This is a genomic window from Streptomyces sp. NPDC031274 (genome assembly GCF_055570235.1).
In genome coordinates this window covers 229,890-249,925 of sequence record NZ_JBVIHP010000008.1, presented here as the reverse complement: position 1 = coordinate 249,925, position 20,036 = coordinate 229,890, and the positions used below count along the sequence as shown (strand labels likewise).

Sequence of the window (20,036 nt, the reverse complement as noted above, 5' to 3'; positions counted from 1 at the left end):
CTTACTCACGGGTCACATCCGGGCGGAACCTGGTTCACCGCTCGTCCCGGTCCCTGCCGAGCCCCGCCTCAGTACTCGCCACGCCCCGTTCCGGTCCCCGCGCCGTCCAGTTGGAGCCGCCATGTCCAGCACCCAGACCCTCCAGCCGCCCGAAGGCCCACTGCTGACCGACCACTTGGCACACTGGGCGGCCGCCCGCCCGCACCAACGCGCCTTCACCTACGTGGAGTTCCCCGAACCCTCGTCGCCAGGCCTGCACCACACCCTCGGCTGGCAGGGCCTCGACACCCGCGCCCGTGCCATCGCCGGACGGATCGCGGCGAGCGCGGGTCCCGGCGAGCGAGCGGCCCTGCTGCTCCCGCAGGGCCTCGACTACACGGCCGCGTTCCTGGGCTGTCTCTACGCGGGAGTGATCGCGGTGCCGCTGTTCGGCCCCGAACTCCCCGGACATGAAGGCAGGTTGGCCGCTGTCCTCGCCGACTGTGAGCCCACGTGCGTGCTCGCCGAATCGGGCACCGCCGCCGGGGTCGCGCGATTCATGACCGAGCAGGGGCTGCCACCGGTGCCGGTGGTCCTGGTGGACCGGCCGAGCGAGAGGTCCGCCGTCGCCCTTCCGGAGCGGATCGCACCGGACGACATCGCCTACCTCCAGTACACCTCCGGCTCCACGCGCAGCCCGGCGGGCGTCGTGATCAGCCACGCCAACGTGGTGGCCAACGCCCGTCAGGCCATCGACGCCTTCGCGGCCGACGCGGCGAGCAACACGACGGTCGGCTGGCTGCCGCTCTTCCACGACATGGGCCTAGTCCTGAGCGTGGCCGCGCCCGTCGTCGGCGGCTTCCCCTCGGTCCTCATGGACCCGGTCGCCTTCCTGGAGCACCCGGTGCGCTGGCTGCGGCTGCTCGCCGCATACCCCGGGACGATCAGTGCGGCCCCCAACTTCGCGTACGACTACTGCGCGAGCAGGATCGACCGGGACGAGGCCGCCGAGCTGCGCCTCGACCGGGTCAAGGTCCTCATCAACGGCAGCGAACCCGTACGCCCCGGCACGGTCGACCGCTTCCGCGACGCGTTCGCAGACGCAGGGCTCGCGCCCGAGGCGCACTGCCCGGCGTACGGCCTCGCCGAGGCCACCGTGTTCGTGACGACCGACACGTTCGCCGCGCCCCCCACGGTCCTGGCGTGCGATCCGCTCGCCCTGTCCGAAGGGCGGCTCGAAGTGAGGGAGTCGACGGACCCGGAAGCGACGCACCTGGTCGCCTGCGGCACCCCGGCAGGGCAGGAGCTGCGCATCGCAGAGCCGACGACCGGCGCCCCGGTGGGGCCGGGCGAGGTCGGCGAGATCCTGCTGCGCGGGCCCAACATCGGCCTCTCCTACTGGAAGCGCAGCGGGCTCTCCGACGAGGTGTTCGGCGTACGCCCGCCCGGTGCCGCACGGGACGAGGGCAAGGCGGGGTGGCTGCGCACCGGGGACCTCGGCGCGCTCCACGACGGACGGCTGTACGTCACCGGGCGGCTCAAGGACCTGATCATCGTGGACGGCCGCAACCACTATCCCCAGGACATCGAGGAGACCGTGCAGTCGGCCGTCGACCTCGTACGCCGCGACCGGCTCGCCGCGTTCTGCGTGCCCTGGACGGGTACCGAGACCGACGTCCTGGTCGTCGTCGCCGAGCAGCGGCGCGGCGCGGAGCTTACGGAACAGGACCGAATCGCCGCGCTGCGCGACGCCACGGCCGCCGTATCGGCCCGGCACGGACTGCGCCTGGCCGAACTCCTCCTCATCCCGCCGGGCTCGCTGCCCAGGACGAGCAGCGGCAAGGTCGCCAGAGCGGCGGGCCGGGCGCACTACCTGCGCGGCGCCTTCGGCGCCCTCGGTGAGAAAGGCCGGGGCGGCGCGGAGAGTGCGCGATGAGGGGGGCGGGCCACACGGAGATCCGGGCGATCCGGGCCGCCGTGGTCGAGAGCCTGAGCGCCTGGTACGGCCTGGCGGCCGAGGAGATCGCCGACGACCGCCCGCTCGCGGAGCTCGGTCTCACCTCCCGTGACGCGGTCGTCCTGACGGCGCGCCTCAGCGACCTCGCGGGTACGCGGCTGCCCGCGACGCTGCTCTGGGAGGCGTCGACGATCGGCGCGCTCGCGGAGCGGGTGGCACGCGGCGAACCGGAGCACGGCGGTGCACCCGCACGGCCGGATGTGCCGGTCGCGCAGGGCGATTCACCCGTCGCGGTCATCGGCATCGGCTGCCGACTGCCCGGCGAAGTCACTTCGCCCGCCGCCTTCTGGCGGCTCCTGAGCGAGGGACGTGACGCCGTGGGCAGCGTCGGCGACGACCGCTGGGTGCCTTTCGTGCGGGAGGGGAGGAACCTGCCGGACGACATCAGCAGACACGGCGGCTTCCTCGGCGACGGGGGCGTCGACGATGTGGCGGGCTTCGACGCCGAGTTCTTCGGCATCGGGGCGGACGAGGCCACCGCCATGGATCCGCAGCAGCGCATGCTCCTGGAGGTCGCCCGCGAGGCCGTCGACCACGCGGCGCTGTCCGCGCCGTCCCTCGCGGGCAGCCGTACCGGCGTCTTCGTGGGCATCAGCGGCAACGAATACGCCCATCTCACCACCGCGGACCCGGAGTCGATCGGGGCCTGGACCCCGCCCGGCGCGGCCCTGAGCATCGCCGCGAACCGCCTCTCCTACCTCCTTGACCTGCGCGGCCCGAGCATGGCCGTCGACACGGCGTGCTCCTCGTCGCTCGTCGCCGTGCACCACGCGGTACGCAGCCTCGGCGCGGGGGAGAGCGACATGGCGCTCGCCGCCGGGGTGAACCTGCTCCTTTCCCCCGCGGTGACACTCGGCTTCCAGCGTGCGGGTGCGCTGGCCGCCGATGGCCGGTGCAAGGCGTTCGACGCGTCGGCCGACGGCATGGTGCGAGGCGAGGGCTGCGGAGTCGTCGTCCTCAAGCGCCTGGCGGACGCCGAGCGCGACGGCGACCGCGTCCTCGCCGTCATCGAGTCCACCGCCGTCAACTCGGACGGCCGCTCCAACGGACTCACGGCCCCCAGCGCACAGGCCCAGCGCACACTCCTGGAGCAGAGCCATGGCACTGGGCCCACGGTCGTGGACTACGTCGAGGCACACGGCACGGGCACGGCCCTGGGCGACCCCATCGAGGCGTCCGCGCTCTCTGCCGCGCTCGGAGCGGGGCGTGGACGGGCCGCCGACCAGCCGCTGCTCATCGGCTCGGTGAAGACGAACATCGGCCACTTGGAGGCCGCGGCGGGCATCGCGGGGCTCATCAAGACGGTCCTTGCCCTGCACCACGACGAGATCCCGCCCCATCTGCACTTCACCGCCCCCGGCACGCACGCCGACCTCGACGCCCTGGGCCTGCGCGTCGTCACGGGCCCCGAGCCGTGGCCCCGCTACTCGGGCACGGCACGGGCGGGAGTGTCGGCGTTCGGCTTCGGCGGCACGAACGCCCATGTGGTCCTCGCTGAACACCGCGTGCCGCGCGGCGCACGCCAGAGGGCCACAAGCCCCGCCGTAGCCCTGCTCGACGGAGTCACCGAGGACCGCGTACGCACGTACGCGGGCGAGTTGGCCGCATGGCTGCAAGGGCCGGAGAGCCGATCCGTCCGCCCCGAGGACCTGGCCCGCACCCTGGCGGGCCGCGTCGGACGTGGCCGCCACAGGGCGGCGGTCGTCGCGCGCGGCCGGGAGGAACTGACCACGGGGCTGGCCCGCCTGGCCGGGCGGGAGCCCGATGGACGGGTGGTGGTCGGGGCTGTGTCGTCCGGGGGCGCGTCGTCCGGCATCGGCCCCGGTGCGGTGTGGGTGTTCTCCGGGTACGGGTCGCAGTGGGCCGGAATGGGGAACGAACTCCTCGCTGAGGAGCCGGAGTTCGCCGCCGCGGTCGACCGCCTTGAGCCGCTCCTGCGGGATCAGGCCGACATCTCCCTGCGGGGCTGCATGGCCCCTGGCGCCGAACTGACCTCGCCCGCCGTCGTCATGCCCGCGCTCTACGGGATGCAGGTCGCCCTCGCCGAACTGTGGAAGTCGTACGGCTTCGAGCCCGCCGCCGTGATCGGCCACTCCATGGGGGAGATCGCCGCGGCAGTCGTCTGCGGCGCCCTGGACGTGGCGACCGGCGCGCGCGTCATCGCGATCCGGTCGCGGCTCCTCGCCGGGCTCACAGGCGGCGCCATGGCCGTGGTGGACCGCCCCGGCGAGCACATCGAGGCCCTGACCGCCGACTTCCGTACGCTCCAGGTCGCCGTGCACGCGTCCCCGGCGCAGAGCGTGGTCACCGGCTCGGCCGACGACGTGCGCGGACTCATCGACCACGTCACCAGGGAGGGCGGCTTCGCCCGCTCCCTGCGCGTCACAGGCGCCGGACACTCGTCCCACGTCGACCCACTGCTCGACGAGTTCGCCCAAGAGCTCGGCACCGTACGGCACGCGCGGCCCGCCTTCCGCCGCTACTCCACCGTCCTGGCGGACCCCCGCGACCCGGCACCCTGCGACGCCGACTACTGGGTGGCCAATCTGCGGCGCCCCGTCCGTTTCAGTCAGGCGGTACGCGCCGCCGCCGACGACGGTCACCGGGTGTTCGTCGAAGTGGCCCCGCACCCCACGCAGTTGCACCCGCTGACCGAGACCCTGCGGGACGCGGACGCCGACGGCTCGCTGATTCTTCCGACCCTGCACCGCGACACCGACGACGCGCTCACCTTCCGTACGTCCCTCGCCTCGCTGCTCGTGAGAGGTGTGGGCGTTCCCGTACCCCGTCAGAGCCTGCATCCGGGCGCGCGCATCGCCGACGTACCCCCACCGCGCTGGCGTCACCGCCGCTTCTGGGCCGGGGAGGAGCCCGGCCCGCAGGAGTCGCCAGGTCGCGTACCGGCCCCCGCCCGGGGCGCGGGCCCACTTGACCGGCTCCGCGTCTGCGTGGCCGACGTCATGGGCTACACCCCCGACCGCATCGACGCCGACACCCCCCTCACCGACCTGGGCCTCGACTCGCTCACGGCGGCACGCATCCGGACCGCGGTGGAGCGGGAGTTCGGGGTGGAGGTGGAGCCGGGGGTCTTGCTGCGGCAGGCGACGTTGAGAGGGGTCGCGGATCTGCTGCCGGGCTCCCGGTCCACCCGGTGCCGCGAGGTGGAGCCCCCCTTGTCGCGGGCGGTAAGGGAGGCGCCGGGGGAGACGCAGGGAGAGGGCCCGCTACGCGTCCTCGCCGACAGGGCGGATGGCACCCCCCTCTTCCTGGCCCACGCCGCAGGCGGCACGTCCGAGGTGTACGCACGCCTCGCCGAGCGCTTGTCCGGGACCCGTCCCGTCCACGGCTTCGACAGGCTGACCACTCCCGAGGACCTGAAGACCCGCGCAGAGCACTTCGCGAAACGCATCCGTGCCGTATCTCCCAACGGGCCCTGGATCGTCGGTGGTTGGTCCTACGGCGGTCTTCTCGCCCAGGAGGCCGCGAGGCTCCTCACGCGGCACGGCGCCGTCAAGGCTCTGGTCCTCCTCGACTCCGTACTGCCCCTGCCCGCGCCCCGGGGCCTGACCCCCGTAGCGGAAGCCCGCCGCCGCTACGCCGATTTCGCCGCGTACATAACCCGCATCTACCGCACCCATCTCCCCCTGCCCTTCGAGGAACTGGCGCGACTGGACGACGCGGAGCAGATCGCCCTCGTCATGAAACTCCTGGAGCAGGCCGTCGACCTGCCCCAGGCCGTCCTCGACCACCAACGCACCTCCGCTCTCGACCTCCGCAGCGGCGAACGCCACACGCCAGGCCCGTACGCGGGCCGGACCCTCCTCTACAGGGCGACCGAACCGGCCCCGCACACCGTGCGCGACCTCCGCTACGAAAGGGACGACGAAAGCCTCGGCTGGGACGCCCACTGCACCGACCTCACGGTCACCCCACTGCCGGGCCACCACCTCTCCCTGCTCGACCCCCCGGTCGTGGACACGCTCGCGGAACTCCTGACCCGCGACCTGCACGACGCCTGACCGCACGCCCACCACGCCCGCACGCCCGAGAAGAGGTCACCCCCATGCCGCAGAAGCACCGCAGACCCCGCAAGAAGCTCGCCGCCCTCGCCGCGGTCGCCGCCCTCCTCGCCACCGGCGGGGCCCTGGGCACCTCCACCGCCCTGGGAGCCCCCACCGCGTCGCCCGTGGCAGCCCGAGCGGCCGATGGCGCGCGCGTCGTCAGGGAGAAGTGGCTCGACTCCCGAACCGTCGACCTCACCGTCGACTCACCCGCCGTGGGCAAACAGCTCCCCGTGCGCGTCATCCTGCCGACCCGCTTCAAGGAACAGAAGGACCGCACATGGCCGGTGCTCCATCTCCTCCAGGGCGCCCACGACGACTACACCTCATGGACCCGCGAGACGGACGTCGAGGATTTCCTGGCCGACAAGGACGTCATCACCGTCCTTCCTGCGTCGGGCCCCACCGGCATCCCCACCGACTGGTGGAACTACGGCAGCACCACCGCCCCCGACTACGAGACCTTCCAGGTCGAGGAGTTGACGGCTCTTCTGCGCGACACCTACCGCGCCAACGGCATCCGCGCCGTCGCCGGAGTCTCCACCGGTGGCTACGGAGCCCTGGCGTTCGCGGCCCGGCACCCCGGCACCTTCGGCGCGGCGGCTTCGTACAGCGGTGTCGTGGACACGACCGCCCTCGGCATGCCGACGGTGATGAGCGCCATCGTCGCCCGGGAGCTCCAACTTCCCTCCGCACTCTGGGGCAGCCCCTTCCTGAACCGCGAGAACTGGAACCGCCACAACCCCGCCGCCCTGGCCGAGCATCTGGCAGGGACCCGGCTCTACGTCTCGCAGGGCAGCGGCATCCCCAGCAGCGACTTCGGCAACCTCGAAGGAGCGGTCCTGGAGGGGACGCTGTGGGGCCAGGCGCACGGGTTCGCCCGGAAGCTGGAGCACGCCGGGGTCCCGGCGACGGTTCACTTCTACCGCGGCGGCTCGCACGCCTGGTCCTCCTGGCAGCAGGAGTTCAAGGCTTCCTGGCCGACCCTCGCGGCGGGCCTTGGGCTGCCCGCTGAGGGGTCCTGACGTCGGGGTCAAAGAGCCGGGCCAGCCTCCGCTCGTCCGGCCACCGCACCGCACTCGCCCACGAGGCCAGCTCGAAGAGCCGTATGAGCCGGGCGCTGGAGTCGAGCTGGCCGCGCAGCACGCCGTGCCGGGCGGACGTCGGGTCGGCGTGGTGGAGGTTGTGCCAGGACTCGCCGCCGGAGAGCGGAGCGAGCCACCACACATTCCCCGAGCGGTCGCGGACCCGGAAGGGCCGGGCGCCGCTGATGTGGCAGATCGAGTTGATCGACCAGGTGACGTGATGGAGCAGACCGATGCGGACGAGCCCGGCCCAGAAGAAGGCGGACCAGGCGGCGCCGGAGTCCCAGACGCCGTCGCCCCAGAGCCCGCCCGCCACGGCGGGCGCACCGAACGAGAACAGCACGATCAGTGGCTGCCACCGCGCCACCAGGGCCAGATCGCGGTCGGCGAGGAGGTCGGGAACGTACTTCTGCTGGTTGGTCCTGTCGTTGTTGAAGGTCCAGCCGACGTGCGCCCACACCATGCCCTTGAGCAGCGCGCGCACCGAGGTGCCGAACCGCCAGGGGGAGTGCGGGTCGCCGTCCTGGTCCGCGAACTGGTGGTGGCGGCGATGGTCGGCGCACCAGGTGATCGCGTCGCCCTCGACGGCCATCGTCCCGGCCACCGCGAGGGCGATCTTCAGGGGGCGGGCCGCCTTGAACGCCTTGTGCGTGAACAGGCGGTGGTAGCCGATGGTGATGCCGTGCACGGCGATGGCGTACATCACCGCGCCGATCACCAGATCGTGCCAGGTGACACCCCATCCCCACAGCACGACGACGGACGCGATCACCGCGACGAAGGGGATGCCGACGAACACTCCCACCACGACCCGGTCAGCTGTGCCCATGCGTTCGCCCCAAGCGGCGTTCGCGCTCTCTTCTGCCATGTGAGTTCTCACCTTTCAGTGCGGGTGAGCCGGACATTAGCGACGGAAATGAGGGGGCCTCTACTCGGAAAGTGATGACAGTGCGACGGGTCGGTTAGCGATCCTGGTGAATTGGAGCCGATCGGCTTGTGAAAGACGGGTTTTACGCCGCACTGTTCGAACCCGCACCGTACGAATCCACATTGCACGAACCCACACCATCGGACAGCTGTACCGAAGGAGGAACGTCATGGATGTGCTCGCAGAGGCAGTCGTAGCGGGGGCCGGCGCGGACGAGCTGCGCCGTCTTCCCTTACCCGCCGAATTCACCGCCGCGCATCTGCGGAGGGAGGACGTGGAGAGTTTCACGGGGGTGGCGGACAAAGACGTCCGAAAAACGCTCCACGTGGGACCGGTTCCGATGCCGGAACTCGCCCCGGACGAAGTCCTGGTGGCGGTCATGGCGAGCGGGATAAACTACAACACCGTGTGGTCGGCGATGTTCGAGCCGATATCCACGTTCGCCTTTCTGCGGCACTTCGGCGCGAAGGGCGGATGGGCCGCGCGACACGATCAGCCGTATCACGTGGTCGGTTCGGACGCGGCGGGTGTCGTCGTCCGTGCGGGGGCCGGGGTGCGCCGCTGGGCCGTCGGTGACGAGGTCGTGGTCACGCCCGCCTACGTCGACGACGAGGAACCGGCGACCCACGCCGACGGCATGCTCGGCGACTCCCAGCTGGCCTGGGGCTTCGAGACCAACTTTGGTGGGCTCGCCCACTACTGCGTGGCCCGTGCCAGTCAACTCCTGCCCAAGTCAGGGCGGCTGACCTGGGAGGAAGCAGCCGGCAATCCGCTGTGCGCGGGCACCGCCTACCGCATGCTGGTCAGCGACCGCGGCGCGCGGATGACGCAGGGCGACATCGTGCTGATCTGGGGCGCGGCGGGCGGCCTCGGCGCGTACGCCGCGCAGCTCGTGCGGGGCGGCGGCGGCATCGCGGTGGGTGTGGTCGGCAGCGAGGAGAAGGCCGAGCGGGCCCGCGCCTTCGGCTGTCACGCGGTGATCAACCGTGCGGAGATCGGCCTGACCGGCACCGCTCCGGCCGATCCGACGGCGGTCGGCAAGAAGCTCGGCAGGCGGATCCGCGCCGCGGTGGGGGAGGACCCGCACATCGTGTTCGAGCACGTGGGCCGGGCGACCTTCGGGGTGTCCGTCTTCGTGGTGCGCCGCGGCGGCACCGTCGTCACCTGCGGATCGAGCACCGGATATCTCCACGAGTTCGACAACCGCTACCTCTGGATGCGCCTCAAGCGTGTCATCGGCAGCCACGGAGCCAACCTCCAGGAACAGGCCGCGGTGGCCCGGCTCCTCGACCTCGGACACATCCGGCCCGCGCTCTCGGTGACGTACGACCTCCAGGACACGGCCGAAGCCGCCCGCCTCGTCCAGACCAACCGCCACACCGGAAAGGTCGGCGTGCTCGGGCTCGCGCCCCGGACCGGGCTCGGCAAGCGGGACGTCGGCTGAGGCCCCCGACCGTCTCCCGGGCACGGGCTCGTGAGCTCATGCCCGGGTTCGGGCAACCGGGTGGGTCCGTCGGCTCAGCGCAGCACCGTCACATAGATGACGGGCGAGATGGCGCCGCCGCCGACGACGCGCAGGGAGTTGCGTCCCTTCCAACCGAGCTTGACCCGCATGTTGTACGCCCCGGAGCGCGCGGTGTACACCGACGCGGGCAGCGAAACCCACCGCTTGCCCTGCTTCTGTTGCAGCGTGACGCGCGTGCCCGCCCGCATGTGGTGGCTGACGCCGTAGATGTGGAAGTCGTGCCACGCGTGCACGCTGCCCACGGTGGACTTCGCCGTCAGCGTGGGTCGCGGGGCCGTGGCCGCGGCGGCCCCGGGCGCGTGCGAGGCATGCGGGCTCACGGCGTCGGCACCGGCCGCCGCGGGGCCCGCCAGAACGGCGAGGGCCGCGACTCCCGCCACCGTCACGTACTTCACCGATGTGTACTTCACCGGCGCGTACTTCAGCTTCAACCGATTCACGCTCAACTTCTTGTCTCCGTCTCTCTGTTGACTTCTCGCTTGGTCGACTTACCGAGAAAGCTGTGCCAGCCGCCTTCGGGACGCTCTCCCACTTCCAGCCCGCGCAGCTTGGCGAGGACGGCTGGGTCCTGGACGTCGAGCCAGTCGACGAACTGCCGGAAGGAGACGAGACGTACGTCCTTCTTCCCGGCCATTCCCCTGAAGGCTTCCTCGACGGCGTCCATGTAGATGCCGCCGTTCCACTCCTCGAAGTGGTTGCCGATGAAATAGGGGGCACGGTTCGTCTCGTACGCGCGCCGGAAACCGGCGAGATACGAGTGGGTCGCCTGGGTGCGCCAGCCGGGATAGTTGTACGAGGGTGCCCGCGTCGAATTCTTCGACTGGTTGGCCAGGACGTTGTAATCCATGGACAGGACCTCGAAACGGTGCCCGGGGAAAGGGATCTGCTGGAGCGGCAGGTCCCATACACCGTGGCGTTTTCCCGGCCACCGCTGTGATCCGCCGGGTGACGAGGAGTCGTAACGCCAGCCGCGTTCGCGGGCGACGGGCAGCAGATTGTTCTGGCCGAGGAGGCAGGGGGTGCGGCCGCCGACGAGTTCCTTGTCGTAGTCGAAGGGCAGCGACGGCAGATCGGTCCAGCCGGTATTCGTGCGCCATTCCTTCACGAAGGCGGCGGCCTGGTCGATTTCGCTGTGCCATTGCGCGGGCGTCCAGTTGGCGACGCTGCCCGTGCCCGTGCAGAAGTGTCCGTTGAAGTGCGTGCCGATCTCATGGCCTTCGAGCCAGGCCTGCCGGACGTACTTCAGCGTCTCCTTGATGTGGCCGTCGGTGAGATAACCGATGTCGGAGGCGCCGACCGCGTTGTTCGGCGGCTTGTAGAGACGCTTCTTGGATTCGGGAAGGAGATAGAGCCCGGAGAGGAAGAACGTCATGCGCGCGTCGTGGTCCTCGGCCAGCTTCAGGAAGCGCGGGAAGAGGCCGTTGCCGACCTCGCCCGCACCGTCCCAGGAGAAGACCACGAACTGCGGGGGCTTCTCACCCGGCTCCAGGGGGACGGGAGTGTCCGGCTGCTTCGGCTGCTTCCCCGTGTATGTCGTCGAACCGTCGCCGATCGGCCTCGCCGGATGCTGCTTCCGCTGGGCGCCGTGCTGACCGTCCTCTCCCTCGCGGCCATGCCCGTGCCCATGCCCCTGCCCCCGTCCCGACGGCGACGGCGACGGCGACGGGGAAGCAGAATCCTCGGATCCCCACTCCTTCGCACCGCACCCGGCAAGACCCGCGCCCGCTGTCACCGCAAGTCCGAGACCCAGCGCGTGCCTTCGGCCGACTGAGCGCATACTCACTCCGTTCGCTCGCTTCCTGTTCGCAACCATGTGTAGACCGCAGGAAGATGAACGAATCAGATGAATATATGTTTTTACGCATTTTGACCCGAAACGGGTAGCGCCGCGGGGTGTGACACGCGGAAGCGGAGGTGCTGCACCACCAGGCGGGTGACGGAGTGTAGGATCTGACGGCTCATCACCTAAGTGCGCGGCCGCGTTCGATCCCGGCGAACAGCTGTCAGGCAGATCACCCGTTGTCCGCGTCCTGCCTGACGTGACCAAGAGCGAGCCGGAGCAGCCGGCCCAGGAGAGGCCGACGTCGACGCCGACGAGACCGACGCGGGAGCGGCTCCCCGCAGCCGAGACCTGGCGGGCGCTGTACCGCTACTTCCGCCCGCACCGCGCGGCCGTCGCCCTCGGCGCCCTGTGCACATTGATCGGCGCGGCGACCGGCCTCGCCCAGCCGCTCGCCGCGAAAGCCCTGGTGGACCGGCTCGGCAGCGACGACTCGATCGCGGGGATCATCCTCCTGCTCACCGCGCTCGTGGTGCTCGGCACCGCCATCGAGTCCGTCGGCGCGTACGTCCTTGAACGCACCGCCGAATCCGTGGTGCTCGCGGCGCGGCGCACCCTCATAGGGCGGCTGCTGCGGCTGCGCCTGCCGGAGGTGGAGCGCACCCAGCCCGGCGACCTGATGTCCCGGATCACCTCGGACACGACACTGCTGCGCGCGGTCACCACACAGTCCGTGGTGGCCGCCGTGGCGGGCGGGCTCACCTTCATCGCGACGATCGTGATGATGGGCCTCATGGACGTCGTCCTGCTCGGCGTCACACTCGGCGTGATCGTGCTCATCGGCGGCGCGGTGAGCCTGGTGATGCCGAAGATCGCGCGATCGACCGAGCGGGCCCAGGAGGCGGTCGGCACCATCTCGACCGCGCTGGAGCGCGCATTCGGCGCGTTCCGCACCCTCAAGGCCTCGGGCGCCGAAGAGCGCGAGACCGCCGTCGTGCAGGCCGCCGCCCAGGAGGCCTGGCGGCACGGAGTGCGGTCCGCCAAGTGGCAGGCGGTGGCCTGGAGTTCGGTGGGCCTGGCCGTGCAGGTCTCGTTCCTGGCCGTCCTGGGCATCGGCGGCGCGCGGGTCGCGTCCGGCGCGATCTCGGTCTCGACGCTCGTGGCCTTCCTGCTCTTCCTCTTCTATCTGATCGACCCCGTGTCCCGACTCGTCGAGGGTGTCACGCAGTACCAGGTCGGCTCGGCGGCCGTCGCGCGGATCGTACGGGCGGAACGCCTGGAGACGGAGGAGGTCACCGAGTCCGCGCACCCGCAGGAGCGGCAAGGACCCGCCGCCGTCGCCTTCGAGGACGTGACCTTCCGCTACCGCGAGGGCCTTCCGTACGTCCATCACGGCGTGAGCTTCGACATCCCGGGCCCCGGCATGACCGCCTTCGTCGGCCCGTCGGGCGCGGGCAAGACCACTGTCTTCGGCCTCTTGGAGCGCTTCTACGACGCGACGGGCGGCCGCGTCCTCGTCGACGGCCGTGACGTGCACGAGTGGCCGCTCGCCGAACTGCGCTCCGTCATCGGATACGTGGAGCAGGACGCGCCCGTCCTCGCCGGCACCCTGCGCGAGAACCTCCTCTTCGGGGCGCCCGGCGCGACCGGCGACGAGATCCAGGACGTACTCGTACGCGCCCGTCTCGACACGCTCGTCGAACGGTTGCCGGACGGCCTGGAGACGCTGGTCGGACACCGCGGGTCCCAGCTGTCCGGCGGCGAACGCCAACGCGTGGCCATCGCGAGGGCGCTGCTGCGCAAGCCGCGCCTCCTGCTCCTCGACGAGGCGACCTCACAGCTCGACGCGGTGAACGAACTGGCCCTGCGCGACGTCGTCGCCGAAGTCTCCCGCGATGTGACGGTCCTCGTGGTGGCGCACCGCCTCTCGACGGTGACGCTGGCCGACCGGATCGTGGTGATGGACGCGGGACGGATCCGCGCCTCCGGCACCCACGAGGAGCTGGTGGCGGCCGATCCGCTGTACGGGGAGCTTGCGGCGACGCAGTTCCTCGCGACGACCACATGATCGCCCCGGCCGCCGCCGATGACCACTGGCCCCGCACCTGATCCTCCGGGTTGGATGGCCGCATGACCAGTGGGCACATGAACGCCTTGGACGACCTCGTACGCCCGGACCGATACTCCCGCTCGTCCGGCTACGACTCGGCCTGGCTGCTCGGCCCCGACATGGGCCCACACCCGCTGTGGCTCCTTGGGAATGAGCGCGGTCGCGCCACCAGGCGGGTGACGAGGTCGTGCCACCCGGCCTCCACGCGGTCGAGCGGCAGGCCGCGCTCGACGACCAGGTGATGGACCAGCGCGCTGTCGACGGAGCCGAGCAGGGTGTGCGCGAGGAGTTCCGTGTCTCCCGCGACGCCCGCCTGGCGCAGCAGCATCGCGATGTGCGTGAAGCGCAGCCGGTTCGCCGGGACGTCGTAGGTGCGCAGTGGATCGGTCCGTGAGGACAGGATCAGCTCGTGGTGGTCGCGTTCGTGGCGGATGAGGGCGGGACCGAACGCGTGCAGGCGCTCCAGGGGCGGGGCGTCGGGGCCCAGTGGGGCGGGGCCCGAGAGGAAGGCGGCCTGGAGCTGCTGCTCGTGGTGGTCGAGCAGCGCGACGAGGAGCCCGGTGCGGTCACCGAAGCGCCGGAAGACGGTCCCCTTGCCGACGCCGGCCGCCGCGGCCACCGCGTCCATGGTCAGCTGCGCGGCCCCGCACCCGGCCATCAGCTGCGAGGCGGCCTCCAGCAGGCGTGTGCGGTTGCGTGCCGCGTCGGCCCTGAGCGACGGCGGTCCGCCGACCGGGGTGATGACGAGCTCAGCCGCCCCGCCCGGCGGGTCGGGTGGGGGGAGAGGTGGGGGAAGGGAGCCGGTCATGGGACCAGCGTAACGCCGTGAGCAGCTAAGTGGACCGCGGTCCGGATAGGTGGTACAACTTTAAACGGACCCCGGTCCGCTTGTTCTCATGTCCCGCAGGTGAGTTCCGTCCGCACCTTTTTCAGGAGTTCCGCCATGTCTGTACGCATCCTCGCCCTCGTCGGCAGCCTCCGCGCCGGCTCCCACAACCGCCAGCTCGCCGAGGCCGCCGCCAAGCACGCGCCCACGGGTGTGGACGTCGAGCTGTTCGAGGGTCTCGCGGACGTGCCCTTCTACAACGAGGACATCGACGTCGAGGGCAGCGTCCCGGCCGCCGCGGCCCGTCTGCGCGAGGTGGCCGGCGGCGTCGACGCCTTCCTCCTCTTCTCGCCCGAGTACAACGGCACCATGCCCGCCGTCCTCAAGAACGCGATCGACTGGCTGTCCCGCCCGTTCGGCGCCGGTGCGATCTCCGGCAAGCCGGTCGCCGTCGTCGGTACCGCGTTCGGCCAGTACGGCGGCGTGTGGGCGCAGGACGAGGCCCGCAAGGCCGCGGGCCTCGCCGGTGGCGCGGTCCTGGAGGACGTCAAGCTGTCCATCCCCGCCTCCCTGACGCGCTTCGCCGAAACCCACCCGGCCGACGACGCCGAGGTCACCGCGGCCCTCACCGAGGTCGTCACCCGCCTCACCGAGAAGGCGGCACCCGCCGCGGCCTGACGCTTCCGAAAGGTTTCGGAAAGGCTTCGGACAGCAGATGGCTCCATCGGCCGGCCGCACTCCGTGCAGGCCGGCCGTTGCAGGGGCTTCCGGGGCACGCGGGCGGAAGGCTAGTCTGCCAACTCCGCATGATCCCCGAGGAGTCGAGATCGAGATGCCCGGTCACTGAGCACGCGTTGACGTCGTAGGCCGCTGTCGGCCTGTCATCGCGTGCTGCCATCGAGCTGCGGCACGGCGAACCTTTCGCTGCCTCAAGGGGTCCCTGTGCCGTCCCTCTCCCGTGCCGTTTCTCGTGCTGTTTCCGCGCGTCCTCCTTCGAGCCTGTGGCGGGACGCCGACTTCCGAAGGCTCTGGCTGGGGCAGACCGCCTCGCAACTCGGAGCGCAGGCAGGGCAGGTGACCCTGCCGCTCATCGCCGTGGTGGCACTCGACGTGGGCGCCGGTCAGGTCGGTGCCCTTCGTGCGGTGGAACAGGCGCCGATCCTGCTCTTCTCGCTCTTCGCCGGGGCGTGGGTGGACCGTCGGCGCTCCCGCAGCGTGATGGTCGTCGCGGATCTCGGGCGCGCTCTCGCGCTGGCCGCGGTCCCTCTCGCGTACGTACTCGGAGTGCTCGGGATTCCGGCGCTGCTCGTGGTCGCCTTCCTCGTCGGCGTCCTCAGCGTGTTCTTCGATGTGGCCTACCAGGCCTCGCTCGTACGGCTGTTGGACCGTGATCAGCTGCTGGCGGGAAACAGCGCGCTGGAGGGCAGCAGATCCGCGGCGCAGATCGGCGGGCCCGCGCTCGGCGGCGCGACGGTGTCGCTGTTCTCCGCGCCGATCGCCACTGTGGTCGCCGCGTTCTTCTTCGCGCTGTCCTTCCTGTCGATCCGGCGCATCCGACGAGGTGAGTCGCTGCCGGAGCCGGTCGAGGGGACAGCGGGCGCCGAGCAAAGCGAGCGGCCCTCGCGCGTCCGGCGGCAGATCCTGGAAGGTCTCCGCCTCGTGGTCGGCAACACGTCATTGCGGGCCGCGGGTGTCGCCACAGCCCTCTTCCAGTTCTCGTTCGCCGCCGCGATGACCGTCTATCTGCTCTTCCTGCCGCGCGAGTTGCACCTGTCGGGCATGGCGGTCGGCCTGGCTCTCGCCGCCATGGGGCCGGGCGCGGTGGTGGGCTCCCTGCTCTCGGCGAGACTGCCGGGGAGGTTCGGTTACGGCAGGGTCCTTGTGGCCTCGGCGGTGCTTGCCGACGGCGTGATGCTCTGCGTTCCCGCGCTGCACGGCCCCTCGGCCGTCACCATCGGCTCGCTCATGGCGATCAACTTCGTCTTCGGCGTCTTCAGCCAGCTGGTCAACGTCACGATGATGGCCGTACGGCAGGCCATCACGCCCGTCCGCATGCAGGGGCGTGCCGTCGCGACCATCAACTTCGTCGGCATGGGACTGACACCGCTCGGTTCGCTGCTCGGCGGCTTCCTGGCAGGCGCGTGGGGGCTGCGCACGAGTCTGCTGCTCACCGCCGTCTGTCTGGCGCTCTCCCCGCTGTTCATGGCCTTCTCCCCGCTGGCGCGCCTGGGGAACCAGCTCCCGGCCGAGGACGATGTCGCCGTCCGGCGAGGGACGCTCTAGATCTGCGCTCAGGTACTCGACACAGGCGTCCGGTCACGTGAACGCGCCGCGGGCTGCGGTCGTCGAAGGGGCGCGGTAGCAGCCGCGTGGTGGATCGGGTGGCTCAGCCGCGGGTACGTCCGGGCGGGTGTGCCGCAAGGGCGACGACGGCGAGCAGCGCGATCGCGGGCGCCAGCGCGGCGGCCGTGCCGTGACGGAGCTGCAGCAGCCCACCCACGAGCGCACCGGCGAACATGGCGGCGACCGACACGAACCTGCGTACGGAAGCCGGGCCGAAACGGTCGGCGGCGAGGCCCGTCAGGGTGCGGGTGAGGACGGTGGTGTTCAGGTCGGGTACGCCGAGTCTGCCGACCACGGCGTTCTGCGCCCCCATGCCGAGCGCGAGCAGCGCGATCAGTACGTGACCGACGTCGGCGGCCAGGTCGAGCACCAGGGCCGCGGCCACCAGCACGGCGTGCGCCGCGACGAGGAGCGCGAACAGCCGGTGCGGATCCGCGACCCGGGGCGCGATGCGGCCGCCCGCCCACGCTCCGACCACGAAGGCGCCGCCCGCGAGGAGCGACGCCGTCGCGGACAGCTGTACGTCGCCAGCGAGCGCGAAGCCCAGGAAGACCACATTGCCGGTCATGTTGGCGACGAAGACACGGTCGAGGCCCAAATAGCTGACGGCGTCGACAAGGCCCGTGACAAAGGTCAACAGGACGAGGAGCGGAGGAAGCACGCCGTGGTGCCCCTCGGCGTCGGGGAAGAGGAAAGCGGCGGCCCGGCCGAGCAATGAGTTCATACCGTCTCTTCGGCAGGGACACGCGGCGGCCCGACCCGCGTGCGCCTACCTCCTCACCTCCCAGGCTCGGCGCACATCGCCACGGAGGTCCTCCCGGGGCGTCCAGGGGTGGCCGATGACCATCGTGGTCCGGCGGACGGTGTCGTACGGGACCCAGCCGGGGTCGCCGGTGCGGGCGAAGCGGACCCAGGCGGCGTGCATGCGGGGTGCCAGGTCGGGAGGAGGGACGGCACCGGAGCCGAATAGGGCACCAGGGGCGTGCAGTTGCTCCGTGTCGAGGTCGAAGACGAAGGGGAGTTCCATCGTGTGCGTGGCGCCGAGCAGGCCGTCGAAGGCGCGCGAGCGCCATTCGAACCGGTAGCTGTAGGTGGCGCCCGAGGACCGGTCGGCGTGCGCATCCGCCAGGGCCCAGCTTCCCGCGCCGAACAGGGCGTCACCCATGACGGCGGACCGCAGCTGCCCCGGTCCTGCTTCGGGGTGCGCCGCGCGGTACGTGTCGACGAGCAAGTCCGGCCGGGGGTGGGAGCGTTCAGCGGCGGCCAGGACATCGGCCATGGTCGAGCTGGCGTAGGCGCCGGAGGGGACGAGGTAGAGGTTGCCCTCCTCGGCGTTGGTACCGATGAGGAGATCGATGTCGGCGCTGCCCTGTCCGGCGGCGACGGCGTCGGCGGGCTGGCGGTCCGCGACCACGCTGAAGGGGCTGAGCCCGATCAGCGGGTCGTGGGCGGTCGTGGTCCGCAGGCCGATCCCGCCGATTCGGGACGCGGCCTCGACCAGGCGCGTGTCGGGGACCGAGTCGAAGGCGTCGGCGTGCGGCGCGACGCCCAGGGCGGACGCTGCCGCCTTCGTCACCCGGGCGGCCTGCTCGGGCGAGAAGGCCCCCAGGCCGCTGCCGCTCTGCACGATGGCCCGCCGGACCAGGCCCCTGCTCTCCGGCGTGGCGATGACGGCACCGGTGAGGGTGGCGCCGGCGGACTGGCCGAAGAGCGTGACCTGGTCGGGGTCCCCGCCGAACGCGGCGATGTTCTCGCGCACCCAGCGCAGGGCGGCGAGGATGTCGAGGAGACCGCGGTTGCGCGGAGCTCCGGGCAGGTCGAGGAAACCGGCGATCCCGAGGCGGTAGTTGACGGTCACCAGGACGACGCCGTCGCGCGCGAAAGCGGTGCCGTCGTACAGGCCCGCCCTGGTCGAGCCCGCCACGAAGCCTCCGCCGTGCACGAAGACCATGACCGGAAGGGCTTGGTCCTGCCCTTGGCGGCCGGGGTGGTCAGGGGTCCAGATGTCGAGGGTGAGGTAGTCGTCGCCTGGGATCCAACCGGGCCCGAAGTAGGGCGACATGTCGATGGCGCCCAGGTTCCGCTCGGCCTGCGGTGCGGTCGGGCCCGCGGCGGTCGCGTCCCGGACTCCGTCCCACGGGGCGTGCGGCGCGGGCGCGGCGAAGCGTCCGGCCAGGGCCGGGGGCGCGGCGTACGGGATGCCGCGGAAGACCGTCACGTTCTCGTGGCGGGCGCCGACGACTGCGCCCTGCGCTGTGGACACGGTGTGGTGAGCGGTGCGGCGGTTCGTGGTGTGGCGATTCGTGGTGTGGCGGTGCGTAGCGCGGTTCGCGGTGGTCATGCGGTCATCACCTGTGCCTCGTCTCCCTCCGTACGCACGTACGGCGTGAAGGGCGCCCACCCCTTGATGGCGAACGCGTCGCCCGAGCGTTCGACCTCGGCGGCGCCGTGGCCTCCCAGGTGTGCGGGGACGACGAGCGCGTTGTGGTCGGCGGCCCAGCCGAGGACCCGACGGCGGGTGGCGCGGGCGCCGACGGGGTCCTCGCAGAAGCAGCTGTTGTGTTCCGGGTCGACGAGCTGGACGGGACTGTGCAGCAGATCGCCGACGAAGACCGCGCGGTCCGTGCCGCTGACGAGGGTGAGAACGCTGGAGCCGGGAGTGTGTCCGGGGGCCGCGTCGAGGCGCAGATGGGCGTCGATCCGGTGGCCTCCCTCCCACAGGTGCACCTGTCCCGCCCGGTGCACGGGGGCGACGCTGTCCTCGAAGACGTTCTGGTTGCCGCGGCCGAGCAGAGGCTTGTGGCCGTTCTCGGGATTCCAGAAGTCGAAGTCGTCCTTGGGCAGCAGGTAGGTGGCGTTCGGGAAGGTGGGCACCCAGTCCCTGTCGTCCAGGTAGGTGTTCCAGCCGACGTGGTCCACGTGCAGATGCGTGTTGATCACGATGTCCACGTCTTCGGGGGCGACACCGGCGCGCCCCAGGGTGGCCAGGAAATCGGTGCGCAGGTGACTCCACACCGGGGAGTACGGACGCTCCTTGTGGTTGCCGGCGCCGGTGTCGACGAGGATGGTCTTTCCTTCGCTGCGCAGCAGCCAGCTCTGGACCGCGGCGTTGACGACGTTCGTCCGAGGGTCGAGGAAGTCGGGCGCGTGCCAGGCCGCGTTGTCGCGCCAGGCGTCTTCCGGGCTCGTGGGAAGGAAGGCGCCGGGCGTCATGCCGACGGGGCCGTAGTACTCCTTGACTCGGGTGACGGTGACATCGCCGAGTTCGATCTGCTCGGTCAGTTCCGTCTGTTCCGTCAGGTCTGTCAGGTCCGTCTGTTCCATGTGTTCCATGTGTTCCATGTGTTCCATGTGTTCCATCGAGGTGCTCCATGGCCGGGAG

14 protein-coding genes are annotated in these 20,036 nt (G+C 71.1%); 7 read left to right on the top strand and 7 right to left on the bottom strand.

Annotation, left to right across the window (positions count from 1 at the left end; translation table 11 throughout):
• Positions 1–121: 121 nt before the first annotated feature.
• The 3 genes from ACZ5CR_RS15840 to ACZ5CR_RS15830 are packed head-to-tail and all read left to right on the top strand — an operon-like array spanning position 122 to position 7,082.
• Positions 122–1,915 carry a fatty acyl-AMP ligase gene (locus ACZ5CR_RS15840; protein WP_468857698.1) on the top strand — a complete coding sequence of 598 codons (1,794 nt, stop codon included), beginning with the start codon at positions 122–124 and terminating at the stop codon, positions 1,913–1,915.
• Positions 1,912–6,015: an acyltransferase domain-containing protein gene (locus ACZ5CR_RS15835; protein WP_468857697.1), complete on the top strand. Its 4,104-nt coding sequence runs from the start codon at positions 1,912–1,914 to the stop codon at positions 6,013–6,015. Before ACZ5CR_RS15840 ends, ACZ5CR_RS15835 begins: the two co-directional genes overlap by 4 nt.
• A gap of 44 nt (positions 6,016–6,059) precedes the next feature.
• A complete protein-coding gene (locus tag ACZ5CR_RS15830; RefSeq protein ID WP_468857695.1) occupies positions 6,060–7,082 on the top strand; it encodes an alpha/beta hydrolase in 1,023 nt (340 codons plus the stop codon).
• Here the strand turns inward: ACZ5CR_RS15830 and ACZ5CR_RS15825 are convergent.
• Entirely contained in the window at positions 7,024–8,010 is a 987-nt protein-coding gene (locus tag ACZ5CR_RS15825; protein WP_468857693.1) for an acyl-CoA desaturase, read from the bottom strand. The two genes, ACZ5CR_RS15830 and ACZ5CR_RS15825, sit on opposite strands and share 59 nt — an antisense overlap.
• 229 nt (positions 8,011–8,239) lie before the next feature.
• On the opposite strand from ACZ5CR_RS15825, the gene ccrA reads away from it, so the two are divergent.
• On the top strand, positions 8,240–9,514 hold the full coding sequence (ccrA, locus tag ACZ5CR_RS15820) for a crotonyl-CoA carboxylase/reductase (RefSeq protein ID WP_468857691.1): 1,275 nt from the start codon (positions 8,240–8,242) through the stop codon (positions 9,512–9,514).
• Positions 9,515–9,588: 74 nt separating this feature from the next.
• On the opposite strand, the gene ACZ5CR_RS15815 is transcribed toward ccrA, so the two are convergent.
• Together ACZ5CR_RS15815 and ACZ5CR_RS15810 are read right to left on the bottom strand one after the other, a co-directional pair.
• Positions 9,589–10,035, bottom strand: coding sequence for a hypothetical protein (locus tag ACZ5CR_RS15815; protein ID WP_468857690.1), 447 nt, complete (start codon positions 10,033–10,035; stop codon positions 9,589–9,591).
• A 2-nt stretch (positions 10,036–10,037) separates the two neighbouring features.
• The gene (locus ACZ5CR_RS15810; RefSeq protein WP_468857689.1) at positions 10,038–11,372 is read right to left on the bottom strand and encodes a polysaccharide deacetylase family protein; all 1,335 of its coding nucleotides are present in this window, start codon (positions 11,370–11,372) and stop codon (positions 10,038–10,040) included.
• A 364-nt stretch (positions 11,373–11,736) separates the two neighbouring features.
• On the opposite strand from ACZ5CR_RS15810, the gene ACZ5CR_RS15805 reads away from it, so the two are divergent.
• Positions 11,737–13,443, top strand: coding sequence for an ABC transporter ATP-binding protein (locus tag ACZ5CR_RS15805; RefSeq protein WP_468857818.1), 1,707 nt, complete (start codon positions 11,737–11,739; stop codon positions 13,441–13,443).
• 130 nt (positions 13,444–13,573) lie between these two features.
• On the opposite strand, the gene ACZ5CR_RS15800 is transcribed toward ACZ5CR_RS15805, so the two are convergent.
• Positions 13,574–14,293, bottom strand: a complete 720-nt coding sequence (locus tag ACZ5CR_RS15800; protein ID WP_468857687.1) for a TetR/AcrR family transcriptional regulator — start codon at positions 14,291–14,293, stop codon at positions 13,574–13,576.
• A 135-nt stretch (positions 14,294–14,428) separates the two neighbouring features.
• Between ACZ5CR_RS15800 and ACZ5CR_RS15795 the strand changes: the two genes are divergently transcribed.
• Positions 14,429–14,989, top strand: coding sequence for an NAD(P)H-dependent oxidoreductase (locus ACZ5CR_RS15795; RefSeq protein WP_468857686.1), 561 nt, complete (start codon positions 14,429–14,431; stop codon positions 14,987–14,989).
• Between the two features lie 264 nt (positions 14,990–15,253).
• Entirely contained in the window at positions 15,254–16,594 is a 1,341-nt protein-coding gene (locus ACZ5CR_RS15790; RefSeq protein WP_468857684.1) for an MFS transporter, read from the top strand.
• 103 nt (positions 16,595–16,697) lie between these two features.
• Here ACZ5CR_RS15790 and ACZ5CR_RS15785 read toward each other — a convergent pair whose 3' ends face one another.
• The 3 genes from ACZ5CR_RS15785 to ACZ5CR_RS15775 are packed head-to-tail and all read right to left on the bottom strand — an operon-like array spanning position 16,698 to position 19,978.
• Positions 16,698–17,378, bottom strand: coding sequence for a YoaK family protein (locus ACZ5CR_RS15785; protein WP_468857683.1), 681 nt, complete (start codon positions 17,376–17,378; stop codon positions 16,698–16,700).
• Between the two features lie 45 nt (positions 17,379–17,423).
• Complete coding sequence (locus tag ACZ5CR_RS15780; RefSeq protein WP_468857682.1) at positions 17,424–18,995, bottom strand: carboxylesterase/lipase family protein; 1,572 nt, start codon at positions 18,993–18,995, stop codon at positions 17,424–17,426.
• Positions 18,992–19,978: an MBL fold metallo-hydrolase gene (locus ACZ5CR_RS15775; protein WP_468857816.1), complete on the bottom strand. Its 987-nt coding sequence runs from the start codon at positions 19,976–19,978 to the stop codon at positions 18,992–18,994. Before ACZ5CR_RS15775 ends, ACZ5CR_RS15780 begins: the two co-directional genes overlap by 4 nt.
• Positions 19,979–20,036 lie beyond the last annotated feature (58 nt).